Here is a 14,832-nt window from a genome sequence, read left to right as displayed (position 1 = left end):
CAGACTGGCTTCGTATCCGTAGGTGTGATGGCTTCTAAAACGAAGTACACAAGGTACTTAGTCGGGTAAACTCTGGGCTTCTCTTAAAAGCCCCCGCTAGATTCGGTACTCCGAATTAGCGGCGGGTAGTTTACCATCAGAATAAAAGATGAATTACTAAGAAAATAATCAGTGTTGAATTAAAAACTTGCTTGTATAGCAGTTGCCCACGGGCGTGAAATACTTTCTTAACGAAAGGAAGGGGTATGTAGGGGCAAACCTGCGCGCCCCTACTAAGCTAATCAGCGTTTAAGTTGTCCGCTATACAATGTTGAATGCACATCAGCTAATTAACTCGTAACTTTGCCGATGACGCCTGATGCCAGCCAATTCATCTTTTCTAGTTCTGCGTCTTGCTGCTTGTAATCCTTGCCTTCAGGAATCACAACTTTCCCGGTGTTATCTTTTATTTCCCCCTTATAAATGACCATGCTGCCATCAAGAAACTTACTCTTAGCAGCATCAGCATCCTTTTTCGCTTCGGCCGTTACGGCGCTACCGTAGGGCGACAGCTTCAAAAAACCATCCTTCAAACCACCACGTACTAAATGGGGAATGCCTCCGTTCATTAGCGTCTTGCCAGCTTGAAGCATTTCAGCATACTTAGAATAGACATTCGTCCAGTCCCACTCGGCACCTGTTAAATATCCTTTGGGCGCAAGTTGGGCTTGACTCGCATGGTAGCCAGTACAGAAAATGCCTCGTTTCTCAGCCGTTTCTATCACTACTTTGGGGCTATCTACGTGACAGGTAATTACATCAACCCCCTGGTCAGCCATACTATTAGCAGCATCAGCTTCTTTTACAGGCAAAGACCAATCTCCTGTAAAAATCACCTGAGTTGTAACTTCTGGCTTAATGCTACGTGCCCCTAATGTAAAGCTATTGATATTGCGTAATACTTGCGGTATGGGTTTAGCAGCAATAAATCCTAATTTTCCGGTTTTAGAGGCGTGGGCAGCAACAATGCCTGCTACGTACTCACCCTCATCAATGTAGCCAAAATAGCTGCCAACGTTATTTGGATGCTTACCTTCCTGATAAAGTCCACCGCAGTGAAAGAATTGTACCTCTGGGTAATCCTTTGCCAGTTTCAGAATATGGGGGTCAAAGTACCCGAAGGACGTAGGGAACAGAACCGTTGCCCCATCCTGTTCAATCATGTTCCTCATGGTTTCTTGTACCGATGTAGTTTCAGGAACATTTGCTTCCTCTACGGTTTTTACCCAGGCTAATTTTGAAACCCCAGCGTTCCCTTCGGCTTGGGCTTGATTGTAGCCGTAGTCATCTTTTGGGCCAACATAAATAAATCCCATCACAATTGGCTTATCTTTTCCAGGCGAGTTTGCTTGAACCTCTTTAGCAGGAGTACATCCAGTCCAAAGGCGCGAGGTGACTGCAAACGCTGTAGTAGATAAAATCCCACGAATTACTTGACGCCGAGGTATAAACAATGACTTTTTGGTACTCATTCTCTATGTTCTCACTAAAAGTATTTAAGAGGAATTCATAGCTAAGCTGTAACGCTTATACTTGCTGGGAATTGCTAGATAGATTCACGCTACATTTGCCAGCTTTTAGTCGAGCTATTCAGCAATGAGATTAAATGCGTTAATAACTATTTACATTCACATCACATCGTGAATTTAATGAAAAAATACATGATGAACCACAACTAATTCTAAGATAAAATTAGTTTTTGCTGGAAAGGTTATTTTAGGAAAGTTGAATCCCCTAAAATTTAATGATGTTTATCTTATACCAATTACTTTTAGTGGTAAGTTTTTTTATAAAAACTTAATAATATTCGCCAAATTGTCTCCCAAAAAGTTCGCTAGAAACAAAATTAAACAATAATGTTCACCACAAACAAAAATTATTTTTGAGTTCGGGCACGCAACTAGCTTTTTAGTCTTGGACGCAACGTAAAAATAAGTCGAGGCTGAATCAAAAATAATAGAAATCGATCTTATAAAATCAGAAAAAATGTTATTGATTTCTAATAACAGTCAATAAGACGTATTTTATGTCTGAACAACCTAGTTTTCCCATCCCAAAAACTGCCCAAGCCGATCGAACAACAGGGCGTTATATTATTACTTTCGGCGAAGATGCGGTGACAGAAGGGTTAGCCCTCCTAAGTGACCAAGCTGGCATCACGGGACTGGCCAATGCTGCCGATTTCCCCGACTCGGTTCTAGACTTGGGCAAAATTGAAGGAGCAGGGGAAGCGGTGTTCCCAACTCTCGGTGTGGCCGTCGTCTCCTTAGAGGAAGGGGGTTTCAGCAGCATCATGACATCAGCGGGAGAGGATTCTACCATCTTGGCGATCGAACCGGAGCGCACTTTCTACGCCATTGAGGATGGATTGTCCCTAGAGTATTTGCGGGGCTATCGCGATGCGGTGGATAACCTGTACGAGAAAGCCACTACTACAGAGGTAGAAGGAATCAACCAACAAGAATGTTTTGCTGATGATATCGAGTTTACTTGGGGTCTGAAAGCAACGAAGGTGATGAACTCTCTGTTGACTGGTAGCGGAATGAAAGTTGCCGTGCTGGATACGGGGATGGATTTATTGCATCCTGACTTCGCGGGCCGATCGAATTGAGTTAGCAAGTTAACTTTAAACTCTTTAGACTCAAAAACCCGGTTTTTCAAGAAAACCGGGTTTTTTGAATTTATAGAACCCATTTGACTTCTTTTAGCGATCGCCCATAGCACTCTATCGCTTCACAGCAGTCGATCTTTCCACAAAAGTCGATCGCCCATAGCAGTCTCTCGCTTCACAGCAGTCTCTCGCTCACAGCAGTCGATGGCCCTCAAAAGCTCTTTTTTGAGGTCGTTGTGTTTAAACCCAAGCTCGGAAACCCGGTTTCTTGAAGAAACCGGGCTTCTATTTCACTGCTTATGACTACACCGTTACGGTGAAGGCTGTATTGGAGAGGGTATCGGGAGAACCCACAATTGTGGCAAACTTACCACCACCTGGCCCAAAGCCTGCCAGATTATTGTTCGGGTTGTAGAACAAACTGCCAGTCAGACGGTTGTAAACAATCTCATTTGGGTTGTTTCCTGCTATGCTGGCTTCTAATGCGGCAGCCACATTGATTGACGCAAAGTCTGTAGGCAGCAAAACATTACCAGCAAGAGGAAACGTTTCGAGAGCTGAGAAAACTGCCTTGGACAGGAAAATTTTGTCGATCCCAACCACGAAGTCATTGATTGTATCTACACCAGCCCCAGGAAGATCCGTATCGAAGTCGAATCGGTCACTACCTAATCCGCCAGTAAGGATGTCACTGCCACCTTTCCCCTCAAGGGTATCATTGCCACCTAGGCCACTAAGGTTATTGCTGGCGCTGTTACCCGTGATTCGGTTGTTGAGGGCGTTACCCGTACCGGTGATGGCACCTACCCCCGTAAGGAGTAGGTTTTCCACGTTAGCATCCAGGGTATAGCTGGCAGAAGACTGGACAATATCAATGCCCTGATTGGGACCCTCAAACAGGTCGTCAACGGTCGTGCTGACGATGTAAACGTCATCACCTATTCCACCGAAGAGGTTGTCAATACCCGCTTCAAGTGCATTAAGGGTGTCGTTGCCTTCCCCACCGTACATGAAGTCTAGACCTGGGCCAGCATTTAGCGAGTCATTTCCCGAATCGCCATAGATACTGTCGTTACCACCACCCCCATTGAGGGTGTCATTTCCACCAGCGCCAAAAATATTGTCCGCTGCTACACCTCCAGTAAGGTTATTAGCAAGATTGTTTCCGAATAAATTTGCCATGATATTTGCCCCTGAAAAAATTCAGTACATTAAATGTGAATTTGGAGGATCGAAATAGGCTGTGAATAACTCTCAGATGTTAATATTGCCAAGCTCAATTAATACAAGCCTTGACCATAAATTATTTGCTTGATGCTGATGAGTTGTATCAGTAACAACTCTGATGAGATAAATCCCCCCTTCCTCTGAGATTCATCGTTGAAATTACTGACTTCAGCAACCTACTTATTGACACTCCTCGGCTTAAAGGCACGAGGATTTTTGATTCATAGAGCAGACTTGCCGATAAGCGAATTGCTTCAACATCAGTAGCGGTAATATCTCCACAAACGTTTAGGGCTTCACCCCAAGTTCCCGTATGCCCTACGGTACTTAATCTCCGACTCAGGATATTCTTCGCGGTATTGTGATCTCGATCTAAAATACATCCACACTCACAAACATGAGTAGGTGTTGATAGATTTTTCACAGGGCACATTTGCGCAGCTAGAACATTCTTGAGATGGCCCTTACCTAGAATCACTCTAGCTAGAATCACTCTAGATATAATTCGGTAGAACCCTTCTTTTATAGCAGCTATTACTTAAGTAGTCCTATATTATTTACAATACTTTACAAAATAGTCTAGTTATTTGGTCGTATCGGCTAAACTTTAAGCATAGCTTGGAGTCCAAGATAAATCCCGAAAAAAAAACAGCTTTTAAATGAAAAATATAAGCATCTCAAAAAATTAGTGCAGTTTTTATTAATAAATCGTCCGACCCTCATCAGAAGCTTGATTTCTGACTGCTTGACTCTGACGGGGCAGGCAGTCAGAAACCAACCTGACAAAGGATTTGGAAGTTTTTGGAGAGGTCTATTGCATCGCCTCTTAAATGAAGGAGAGTTGATTATTAAATGGCGAACAATCAAAAACAAGCGTAATGCTTGTATCACAGTTTCAATGCACAACAGCTTATTAACTCATAATTGACTACTTGAATTCCTTAACTTTTCAGGCTAATAGCCGTGACAATAGTCCACGCATCCACCAACAGCAGCAGCAGCGTACATAAAAGTAAAATAAGATACATCCAAGGCTGCGACAAAGGGCGGACATCTCTAGTATCAATACCTGTTTTTGCTTCCACCAAACCGACTAATTTAGCAAACCCAGCCACTCGCATGGGCAGCAAATAACCTTCACCCGCATGACTCAAAAAATAGTAAACTAAACCTCCTTGACCGGTCGAGCGAGGTTTGAGAGCTTTTACCTCAGTCCAAGGTAACGACCAACCCTTGCGAAACAAACGCGGAAACCACTTGGGATATGTGACTTCAATCCCTTCCTCGCTCAAAATTACCCTTTCACTGAGTACGCCGTACAGGCCCACAGCCCCGACAACAATTCCTGCCCAGAGTGCGGCGGGAGGAACGGCTGCTTTCGTTACTTCCGACAAAAACGGCAAGGGAATTGTCAGGGCTGTGTACAAGCTCAACAGCGTGATTCTAATCAGGGGAGAAAGCCGGAATATCGCCGGCTCAAATACTGGGGCAGAAGATGGGGAAGAAGCAAGAGGTTGTGCTGACATGGCTGAAATTCGAGAAGCTGTTTAAAGATATTTTTGCACAGTTGTCGAGCCCGCCAACACAACTCAGGGAAATACGAAAAACCGGACAATATTTGCAGTTGTGAGTTTTGATCTAAAATTCATTTCAGAAACTTTGATTTTTAACTGTTGAGTTTTTACCGCTTTGCAGAAGTTGGAATTTTGAGCGCAGAGTTATCAATTAACTGACAATTTATAACTCAAAACTCACAACTTCGATTAATCAACGGCGGTTAGTGCCGGTACAGTCAAAGGTTCTGAGATTTCTCGGGATTTGGGGCGGCCGGCCATTACTGTTCGATCGCCCTGAACAGCCTCTGGGGATCTGCTAGGATGGACGTTTGAATAGGGGCCTTCGTTAATCTGCAAGCGAGCGCAAGGAATTTTATCCGACAAAATTGCACTGGCCATCATCCCGGTGTGAATTTCCAATGCTGCAGCGGGCATCGCTTCAAACACTAAGCGCTGTCCGGGAAAAACTACTCGTTCAAAGTACCAGTTAGGAATGTTGGCGATGCGAGCAATCTGAATCTGACTGGTGGCATTGACGTAGCAGCACAGAATCTTGCTGTCGGTGTCTGAGGGTACGGGGTCAAGAATTTGAGCCATAACTGCTGAGGGAGCCTTGCCTAAAAGTTTTAGTTATCTTCTCAGGCTAACACTAGGCGATCCCGCCTACTGTAAAGCCGACTACCAACTCCCTAATACATGAGAGACCGATCGTACCTAACTTAAAATCTAACCGGATAAATATCTAATTTTTGACTCCTAGCTGGGATTTTCATTCAAAATACGCTGTATTGACTTAAAAATTAGCTTTTTTCTGCTGCTCTCGCCGATCGACACCAACAAGCTCGGCTTTTAGCCAGTTTTAAAAAATTTAAGAATATTTAATGTCAAATTGCGAAAATTAGACATATTGTAAAGTTATATTAAAAGAATATTAACATAGCTGAAAAAGTTCCACTTTAGGATATGGCAATCATGGAAAACCGAGAAAACCGAGTCCTGTACGTTCGCCTCCCTTGCAATCCTATTTTCCCGATCGGAGTTGTGTATCTTTCGGATCACGTACACAAGCTGTTTCCCGATGTCGAACAACGCATTTTCGATTTAGGTGCCGTACCCCCCCTGGATTTCGCTAAAGCTTTAGATGCCAGGATAGACGAGTTTAAGCCGACTCTGCTGGTTTTCTCTTGGCGGGACATTCAAATTTACGCGCCCGTGGGCGGCAGAGGTGGCAATCCGCTGCAAAATGCCTTCGAGTTTTACTACGCCAAAAATCTGCTGATCAAGTTCCGGGGAGCCCTCGGAGGACTGCGTTTAGCCGGGTCTTACTACACCGAACTCTGGCGCAATTTGGGACTGATTAAGCGCGGATTGAAGCGGGCCCGGAAATACCGCCCGGAAGCTCGTGCAGTGGTCGGCGGCGGTGCTGTGAGCGTGTTTTACGAGCAGTTGGGACGCAGTTTGCCGGCGGGAACTGTGGTTTCGGTGGGGGAAGGGGAAGCTTTGCTGGAGAAGTTGATTAAAGGCGAAGATTTAGCGGAGGAAAGGTGTTATGTGGTGGGAGAAACCGTGCCGCGCGCGAAGCTAATTCACGAAAAGCCAGCCAACATCGAGAAAACTGCCTGCGATTATAACTACATCGAAACGATTTGGCCGGAATTTTCCTATTATCTACAAGATATGGACTTCTACGTCGGAGTCCAAACCAAGCGCGGCTGTCCTCATAATTGCTGTTACTGCATTTATACGGTGATTGAAGGGAAACAAGTGCGGATCAATCCGGCGGATGAGGTGGTGGCGGAGATGCGGCAATTGTACGATCGAGGTATCCGCAATTTCTGGTTTACCGACGCTCAATTTATCCCCGCGCGCAAATTCATCGATGATGCAGTTGAATTATTGCAAAAAATCATCGCCGCCGGCATGACTGACATACACTGGGCTGCTTACATCCGTGCGGATAATCTCACACCAGAGTTGTGCGATTTGATGGTAAAAACGGGGATGAATTACTTTGAAATCGGCATCACCAGCGGTTCCCAGGAACTGGTTCGGAAAATGCGGATGGGCTACAACTTGCGAGTAGTTTTGGAAAATTGCCGCGATTTAAAAGCAGCAGGTTACAACGATGTGGTTTCCGTGAATTACTCATTTAACGTCATTGACGAAACCTTTGAAACCATCCGGCAAACTATTGCTTATCACCGAGAATTAGAGCGTATTTTTGGAGCAGATAAAGTAGAACCGGCGATTTTCTTTATTGGGTTGCAGCCGCACACAATTTTGGAAGAATACGCCTTTAAACAGGAGATTCTGCAACCTGGTTACGATCCCATGAGTTTGATGCCTTGGACAGCGCGCAAATTGCTATGGAATCCCGAACCTTTGGGTTCGTTCTTCGGACAAATTTGTTTAGAAGCGTGGCAGCGTAATTCCAATGATTTCGGCCGCGAAGTGATGGCAATTTTGGAGGAAAAACTCGGCTGTGCGGATTTGGAAGAGGCATTAACCGCGCCGGTGGAAATCAAAGACAAACAGTTGGCAGCCGTTAATTAATTACCAGGTTCGCAGTCAGGACGACCGTCCGTGAAAAAAGGGGAAATGGAAGAAAAAATGTGTTTTCTGTTTCCCTTTTTATTATTCAATAAATAGGTAAGTGCAAATAAACATTACCGTGTAAAATCAAATCCGCCCTTCATCGTCCTGTATTCATCTCTCTGTTCTCTGACTCTGCGTTCTCTGCGTTCTCTGCGGTTTAATCATTCCAATGCAACCGGAATTGATATAACAGAGTCAGTTCGCGACATGGGGGCGCTTATTCCCGGTTTCTACGAAAATCAAAGGTTTAGTAACGAGAAATATATGAAGAAACCCGGTTTCTCAGATCAGCGTGAACAAGTCATAAAATCTTAAAAATCTCCTCAATGCAAGAGATTGCTTTCCTGCGATCGCATTGAGATACTTATGTATTTTCACTGGTGTAGCGTGCACAGTTCGCACCTTAGTTAAACCGACGGTGTACCGGGTTCCGTGCACCTCTCACCTCTGATATTAAATATTATTAATATCCAGCAAAGATCGCTTAAGATGTAATTATATAGTTAAAACCAGGAGTAACAGGATGTTTTATAAAGATACAGTTAAGGGCATTAAAGAAGTAGTTCTAGTTATGGCAGGCATTAGTGCGATTCCCTTCGGGATAGCTTCGCTTCACGGCTTTTTGACAGCCTCAGCAGAAGCAACTGCACTACATCAACCCGCACCCAACACTTTGGGCAATAATCAACCGCTGCAAATTGCTCAAGTTGAGGGATGTCCTAGGGATCAAATGGTGCAATTTTTCGCAACGCCCAACTTTTCTATATACATTTGCAAAACCCAGGAAGGCGATATTTTTTACCGCGGCCTCAGCAAAATAAATGGCACCCAAATCAATGTCATGCAAGTAACAGCAGGTGATGACGGAAGTTATGAAGCGACTAACGGCAATATTATCTACTCGATTAACCCCCAACGCCTACAAGTCCGCCAGAATGGTAAGGTAATCTTGACCGAAGCTGTCATTAAGTAACACTAACTGTTATTTAATGATAAATTCACTAAATTTAGGGTGTATTTTATTTAATATCATGTCCGATGGATTAACCATAATATCCCGGCCGGGCGGGTTTTTGAGATTGTCAATTATTGGCAGGTATTGTTGGTGAACCCGCCCCTACAAAAATTGCGATGGCTCGACCGGACATGATTTAAGTTAAAAATTTAAGAGGCACCAAAACATATTGATTCCTTAATAATCAAAGAGAATCAATGGTAACGGTTATAAGATTGACTAACTTTTGTTCAAATATCTCTCAATCAAGACGATCGCCACAATATCATCCACTGGTCTCGGCGGCGTCCGCATTCCCTCCGGAATCAAGCGCGAAAGTCCCGTCGGAGGGTACATTTGCCAGTAGCGTTCCCTCGCTTCTAAACTGCTGTACCTCTCGTCAACCTGAACAATTTTTATCAAAGGCGACAAACTCTGCGTCAGTTTTTGTTTCCAACTCTTAGAAGTCGTTTGATCTCCGATTACCAATAACTCAATGGGAAACTGTTCGCACAAAGATTGAATAGTAGATATCGCTGCTTCCGACAGCACAACTTGATGGTAGCAGACCTTCTTATCTCTACCCATTACAGCTATGCCGCATTTGTCTTTACCCGGATCGAAACCTAAAATCATAGCCAGTTACCCATTATTAATTACCCAATTTATTTTTTAATTTTCGCCTCCGCCTTGAATCTGTTGTCCGGTGCGAAAAACAACGACTCCGTTTTCACGAGCAACTAAATCTATTTTAAGCGGGCCGGCAATGTAAGTGACATCTGCGGCGATCGCCTGAACATCCAGCGGTTTATCGTACTGCTGCAACCGCTCGATAAAACCAGCTAAAGTTTCAACCCGATTGTCGGCCACTTGAACTCTCCCGCCGACAACACCGATCAGGCGAGCCCGAAATTGACAAGCTTCTATCAATTGCAGCAACTGCTGCCGCACCTGTTCGTCGGTCAAAGTCACGGAATCGACAGCAACCCCTGCAATCACATCTCCAGCGCGGAACACAACTCGATTGATTTCTGCTTCTGCAAATACCTTAATTAGCTTTTCTTCCCGCAGGTAATTAGCACCAGCGACAATTCGCACCACGTAGTCTTGACCGTCTTTAATCTGACTAATTAGTTGATCAATTTCTGCTTTAGTAATTTGAATAACCTGGTCCCTAACCTTGGTATTTTCCGGCTGCATCAGTCCGACGGTGGTTTTATTTGCTTCTCGCAAAAGCCGATCGATCGCGCCACTTGCCATACCGGGTTCGACAATGCGAACGACGCCAGCAGCTAAAATTTGACCGCGCCTGATGGCAACTGTACCCTCGCGAATTGCCTGAAAATCGCGTTCCAAAACTTGCACTTGCTGCTGCAATAAAGTTTGTTGCTGTTCGAGTTGAGTTTGTTGCTGTGCCAAGGTTTCTAGGAGTGCTTCCCTCTCGGCAATTACTTTGTCGCGCTCGACAATTATTCGATCGCGCTCGGCCAGATTTTGCACCCGCTGGGCAATTTCCTTGTCTCGCTGGGCAATTAGTTCGTTGCGAGCGACAATTTCTCGATCGCGTTGGGCAATTTCTCGATCGCGCTGGGCAATTTGAGTTTTTACCTGCTCCCGCTGCTCGATTAACTGTTGGCGCTCTTCTTGCAGTTGGGCGATTTCCGAGCCTAAAGTCGTTTTTTGAGCAGAAACTGTTTTCAATTGGTTCTCGGTGCGATCGAGCTGAGCTTGTGTAGTCGATCGAATCGTTTCCACCAGTTTCAATTGTTCTTCGGTGCGGGATTTAGCTGCTTCCACGCTGCTGAGCTGTTCTTCTGTCTTAGATTTAGCCGCTTCTACCTGACTTAACTGCTCTTCAGTTTTAGACTTGGCTGCTTGCACGCTGTTGAGCTGGGCCCGCAGCGAGTTTAATTTTGTTTGCGTCCGAGCTTGCTCAGCATTAGCTGCTTGGAGGGATTGATTTATTTGCTCTAAATTGGCTCTAGCTTGCGCTTGAGCAGCTCTGGCTTGAGCTAATTCACTTTCAACTCGATTTTTTTCTTGAGTGGCTTGGTTGATTTCTCTGCGGGCGTTGTTGAGCCTTTTTTGAATCTCGTCTATTCTAAAAACTCCCGTTCGCAGCGGCTTGCTAGTTGCAAACAAAATGCCCAGAGTAATTGCTGACAGGATGCTGCCGGCCATCACTGTCACAACAACAGCAGTATCGCGGGGGCGAAGTTTGAACAAGCTCAACCTTGCCTTGCCGACTTTCGTCCCAAGGCGATCGCTGACAGTGGCGATCACACCCCCCAACACTAAAATTACAAATACCAGGATGTATCCAGCAGTCATTCCGATTTTAGATTTTGGATTTTGGATTTTGGATTGAATCTAAAATCCAAAATCCAAAATCCTATACTTTCTCGGCATCAAGTGAATTGCTGGCTTAGGGCCACCGGGTTGTGGACTGTGATCTTTTTCTTGTGGATCGAGATCATGGTTTCTTGCCTGAGATCGCCCAGCAAACGAGTCACCGTTACCCGCGTCGAGCCGATCGCTTCGGCGATCGCTTGGTGGGACAGCTTCAAATCTATCGTAATCCCCTCTGTACCGGGCACGCCAAAATCCCGGCACAGAATCAGCAAAAAGCTGACGAGTCTCGATCCCATATCTCGGTGGGCCAGCGTTTCGATCATCATCTCGGTTTGCAAAATCCGAGACGACAGTCCCCGCAGCATCACCATCGATAATTCCGGGTCTTCCTTAAGCGCTTTCTCGACTTGTTCGATCGGCAGCGAGATCAATTCCACCGGCGTAAAGGCTACCGCGTGGTAAAACCTGTCCGATCGGTGTCCCGTGATCAGAGACAGCACCCCAAATACGCTATTTTCGCGCAGGAGGGCGACTGTAATTTCTTCACCTGCTTCGTACACCCTGGAGAGCTTCACAGCACCTCTAATGAGAACGTAGACGCGCTCAGCCGGGTCTCCAGGGAAAAAAATTGTCTTGCCCCGTTCAAAGGTTTCCACAATGGGTGGAAACGCCCCGCCGCTGATTTGGCGGAACACGGCTGCTAGCGGTCTATCATGCGTCACGACTAGATCCTTTGTACTAATCAATACTTTATAACTTGCGGATTAACCTTATTGAGTAAATATACTTCCCAACCTCCAATATGCAAGGATTCTGTTACTTCCATTTAATATTAAGGTAAACACACGCTGTATGATTAAATCTAGCCCTTCTCTTAACTTTTTCAATTCCGCCTCCATGTAGCTCCACAGCCAAATTAATATCAACTGTGTCTCAATTGTGTCTCAATTGTGTCTCAATCAGTTAAATCTGAATCAGTTGTGTCTAAACTGGCGGGGTTGTCGCATAGAGCCAGTCAGGAACCTCAGCCTAAAGGCATGAGGCTTGGAAGAGAAATCTAACAAGCCGTTCTGACCAGCCTAAGTCCGCTTGCGGACTATGTTTTTTGAGTCACGATACCGGAGAATGCGTAGCTAGTTTTCCGCTCTATCGCTGGAGGTTAAACAGTTCTAAGGTCACTGGAACAGTGCTTTCAGCCTAACAAGCTCACTAAACTTTGGCGAAGCTAACATTACCCAAAAATGGGATGGAGACAACCATATCTCCAATGGAGGGGCAACCATACCCCTCCACTCCGAAAGGGGTTTTTATTTAATGTAAAGCCGTCCTGGAAGGACGGGGTTTCTAACCCAGCAATTTCGATGATAGATTTGACCGGAAAAAATGCTCTTGTTACGGGCATTGCCAACAATCGCTCGATCGCCTGGGGCATCGCTCAGCAGCTCCACAAAGCTGGGGCCAACCTCGGCATAACTTATTTGAAGGACGAGAAAGGCAAGCACGAGCGTAAAGTCGCTGAACTGGTGGAACCGCTCAATCCCAGTCTGTATTTGCCCTGCAATGTCCAAGACGAGAGCGAAATTGAGTCTACTTTTAAAACCATCGCCGACAAGTGGGGCAAGTTAGATGTCCTGATCCACTGTCTGGCTTTTGCTGGCAAGGACGAACTTTCGGGAGATTTCACCAACACTTCGCGCCAAGGTTTCTCCAATGCTTTGGATATTAGCGCTTACTCGCTGGTGCGGCTTTGTGCTGCTGCTAAACCGCTGATGGCCGAGGGTGGCAGTATTGTGACCCTGACTTATTTGGGCGGCGTCCGGGTAGTTCCTAACTATAATGTGATGGGAATTGCTAAGGCGGCTTTGGAAATGAATGTTCGTTATCTGGCTGCTGAACTCGGCCCGTTAAATATTCGGGTAAATGCAATTTCTTCGGGCCCGATTCGGACTCTGGCTTCGTCAGCAGTTGGCGGTATTCTGGACATGATCCACCACGTTGAGGAAGTGGCGCCGCTGCGGCGGACGGTGACTCAGCAGGAAGTGGGAAATGCTGCGGCTTTTCTGTGCAGCAATCTCGCTAGCGGGATTACGGGTCAAGTTTTGTATGTCGATGCCGGTTACGAAATCATGGGAATGTAACTGTTGTCGATAATTTTGAGTGATGTAGGGGCGGGTTTAGACAAAAAACTTTAACTATAACAAGTAAGTTTTATGCAAAAGCCGCCCCTTTCGAGAGTTTTGAGTTTTGCATAATTCTCTTAACTAAACACTTGAGCATCAGCGCCGATCAAGCTGTAAAGTTCAATTACTAATTATCAATAACTAATGAATGACCAATTGCGAATTATGGAGATAATCGATCGCCCTTCTGGGCCTCCTGCAAGTTCAGTTCAACCAGCTAGGGCCGCCTTGGTGAAACGCACGACACTGGAAACGGATGTCACGGCCAGCCTCAATCTAGACGGTGTAGGAACTTGCAAGGCGTCTACGGGGATTCCGTTTTTAGACCATATGTTGCACCAGATTGCTTCTCACGGATTGATCGATTTGGACGTGCAGGCGATCGGCGATTTGGAGATTGACGACCACCACACGAACGAAGATGTGGGAATTACCTTGGGCCAAGCGCTAGCAAAAGCTGTCGGGGATCGATCGGGCATTTCTCGCTTCGGGCATTTCATCGCACCTTTGGATGAAGCTTTAATTGAAGTAGTGCTAGACTTTTCGGGACGGCCTCACTTAAGTTACAGCTTGGAAATTCCCAACCAGCGGATCGGCACTTACGATACCGAATTAGTGAAAGAGTTTTTTTCGGCGGTAGTGAACCACACTCAAATGACACTGCACATTCGACAGTTGCAGGGGGGAAATTCTCATCACATTGTGGAAGCGGCGTTTAAGGCATTTGCGCGAGCTCTGCGGATGGCGGTGGAAATCGACCCCCGGCGCGCCACTCGGATTCCTAGTTCTAAAGGAGTTTTGTAGTATTGGGTTTGTAGTAGCGTTTGGGCGCTACTACGAACCTGTAAATCAAAATATATCTGCTATATAGTTAAAAACACCTTGACTTCCCTCGCCGTACTTCCCGATAAATTCAGCGATTAGTCGATCGCTACACCTTTCTATAGCTTCATCAATAGAACGTTGTGCTAAAACTTGACGAGCCGACTGACGCAAAACTTCAAACAGATTCACTGTATAGCGAGTATCTTCACTGACAAAATCCCACAGTTCTCGACCGATTAAAGTGATCATTTCCGAATTTGGCAAAATTTGCTTCAGCAAACCAAGTGTTACAGTTTTATTAGTTCTTTTGCCGTAAGCTATACCAATATAAGCGCGATCGCCCTCGTTAATTTTTTCCTCAATTTTCGCAGCCCAATATATAGGACTTACGCATTGACAAAATAACCAAATAGTGCATTGATAAAGAGGGAACGTCTACTAACGGGTATCAGA

At 45.4% G+C, this 14,832-nt stretch carries 13 protein-coding genes; 5 read left to right on the top strand and 8 right to left on the bottom strand.

Going from position 1 to position 14,832, the window contains the following annotated elements; genetic code table 11:
• Positions 1 to 329 precede the first annotated feature (329 nt).
• Positions 330 to 1,511, bottom strand: coding sequence for a BMP family ABC transporter substrate-binding protein (locus QUB06_RS16375; RefSeq protein ID WP_333436156.1), 1,182 nt, complete (start codon positions 1,509 to 1,511; stop codon positions 330 to 332).
• A 554-nt stretch (positions 1,512 to 2,065) separates the two neighbouring features.
• Here QUB06_RS16375 and QUB06_RS16370 point away from each other — a divergent pair.
• Positions 2,066 to 2,650 carry a hypothetical protein gene (locus QUB06_RS16370; protein ID WP_333436155.1) on the top strand — a complete coding sequence of 195 codons (585 nt, stop codon included), beginning with the start codon at positions 2,066 to 2,068 and terminating at the stop codon, positions 2,648 to 2,650.
• Between the two features lie 303 nt (positions 2,651 to 2,953).
• On the opposite strand, the gene QUB06_RS16365 is transcribed toward QUB06_RS16370, so the two are convergent.
• From QUB06_RS16365 to QUB06_RS16350, 3 genes are all read right to left on the bottom strand, one after another.
• Positions 2,954 to 3,832, bottom strand: a complete 879-nt coding sequence (locus tag QUB06_RS16365; RefSeq protein WP_333436154.1) for a calcium-binding protein — start codon at positions 3,830 to 3,832, stop codon at positions 2,954 to 2,956.
• Positions 3,833 to 4,818: 986 nt separating this feature from the next.
• Positions 4,819 to 5,403 carry a hypothetical protein gene (locus QUB06_RS16355; protein WP_333436153.1) on the bottom strand — a complete coding sequence of 195 codons (585 nt, stop codon included), beginning with the start codon at positions 5,401 to 5,403 and terminating at the stop codon, positions 4,819 to 4,821.
• Positions 5,404 to 5,640: 237 nt separating this feature from the next.
• Positions 5,641 to 6,030, bottom strand: a complete 390-nt coding sequence (locus QUB06_RS16350; RefSeq protein WP_333436152.1) for a DUF1830 domain-containing protein — start codon at positions 6,028 to 6,030, stop codon at positions 5,641 to 5,643.
• A 375-nt stretch (positions 6,031 to 6,405) separates the two neighbouring features.
• Here QUB06_RS16350 and QUB06_RS16345 point away from each other — a divergent pair, with 375 nt between their 5' ends.
• On the top strand, positions 6,406 to 7,986 hold the full coding sequence (locus tag QUB06_RS16345; protein WP_333436151.1) for a photosystem II high light acclimation radical SAM protein: 1,581 nt from the start codon (positions 6,406 to 6,408) through the stop codon (positions 7,984 to 7,986).
• Between the two features lie 565 nt (positions 7,987 to 8,551).
• Complete coding sequence (locus tag QUB06_RS16340; protein WP_333436150.1) at positions 8,552 to 9,001, top strand: hypothetical protein; 450 nt, start codon at positions 8,552 to 8,554, stop codon at positions 8,999 to 9,001.
• 261 nt (positions 9,002 to 9,262) lie between these two features.
• Here QUB06_RS16340 and QUB06_RS16335 read toward each other — a convergent pair whose 3' ends face one another.
• The 3 genes from QUB06_RS16335 to ntcA form a co-directional block, all read right to left on the bottom strand.
• Positions 9,263 to 9,658 (bottom strand): pre-16S rRNA-processing nuclease YqgF, encoded by a 396-nt coding sequence (locus tag QUB06_RS16335; RefSeq protein ID WP_333436149.1) that lies wholly within the window; start codon positions 9,656 to 9,658, stop codon positions 9,263 to 9,265.
• A 36-nt stretch (positions 9,659 to 9,694) separates the two neighbouring features.
• Positions 9,695 to 11,353, bottom strand: a complete 1,659-nt coding sequence (locus QUB06_RS16330) for a DUF3084 domain-containing protein (RefSeq protein ID WP_333436148.1) — start codon at positions 11,351 to 11,353, stop codon at positions 9,695 to 9,697.
• A gap of 77 nt (positions 11,354 to 11,430) precedes the next feature.
• Positions 11,431 to 12,096: a global nitrogen regulator NtcA gene (gene ntcA / locus QUB06_RS16325; RefSeq protein WP_006634020.1), complete on the bottom strand. Its 666-nt coding sequence runs from the start codon at positions 12,094 to 12,096 to the stop codon at positions 11,431 to 11,433.
• A gap of 639 nt (positions 12,097 to 12,735) precedes the next feature.
• Between ntcA and fabI the strand changes: the two genes are divergently transcribed.
• Positions 12,736 to 13,512 (top strand): enoyl-ACP reductase FabI, encoded by a 777-nt coding sequence (gene fabI, locus QUB06_RS16320; protein WP_333101974.1) that lies wholly within the window; start codon positions 12,736 to 12,738, stop codon positions 13,510 to 13,512.
• 207 nt (positions 13,513 to 13,719) lie between these two features.
• Positions 13,720 to 14,358 carry an imidazoleglycerol-phosphate dehydratase HisB gene (hisB, locus tag QUB06_RS16315; RefSeq protein ID WP_333436198.1) on the top strand — a complete coding sequence of 213 codons (639 nt, stop codon included), beginning with the start codon at positions 13,720 to 13,722 and terminating at the stop codon, positions 14,356 to 14,358.
• 45 nt (positions 14,359 to 14,403) lie between these two features.
• Here hisB and QUB06_RS16310 read toward each other — a convergent pair whose 3' ends face one another.
• Positions 14,404 to 14,628, bottom strand: coding sequence for a hypothetical protein (locus QUB06_RS16310; RefSeq protein WP_333436147.1), 225 nt, complete (start codon positions 14,626 to 14,628; stop codon positions 14,404 to 14,406).
• Positions 14,629 to 14,832: the final 204 nt, after the last annotated feature.

This window comes from Microcoleus sp. D2_18a_D3, from assembly GCF_036702455.1.
Taxonomy (GTDB): Bacteria; Cyanobacteriota; Cyanobacteriia; order Cyanobacteriales; family Microcoleaceae; genus Microcoleus.
The sequence above is the reverse complement of the archived record's forward strand: the minus strand, read 5'-3'. Positions and strand labels throughout refer to the sequence as shown.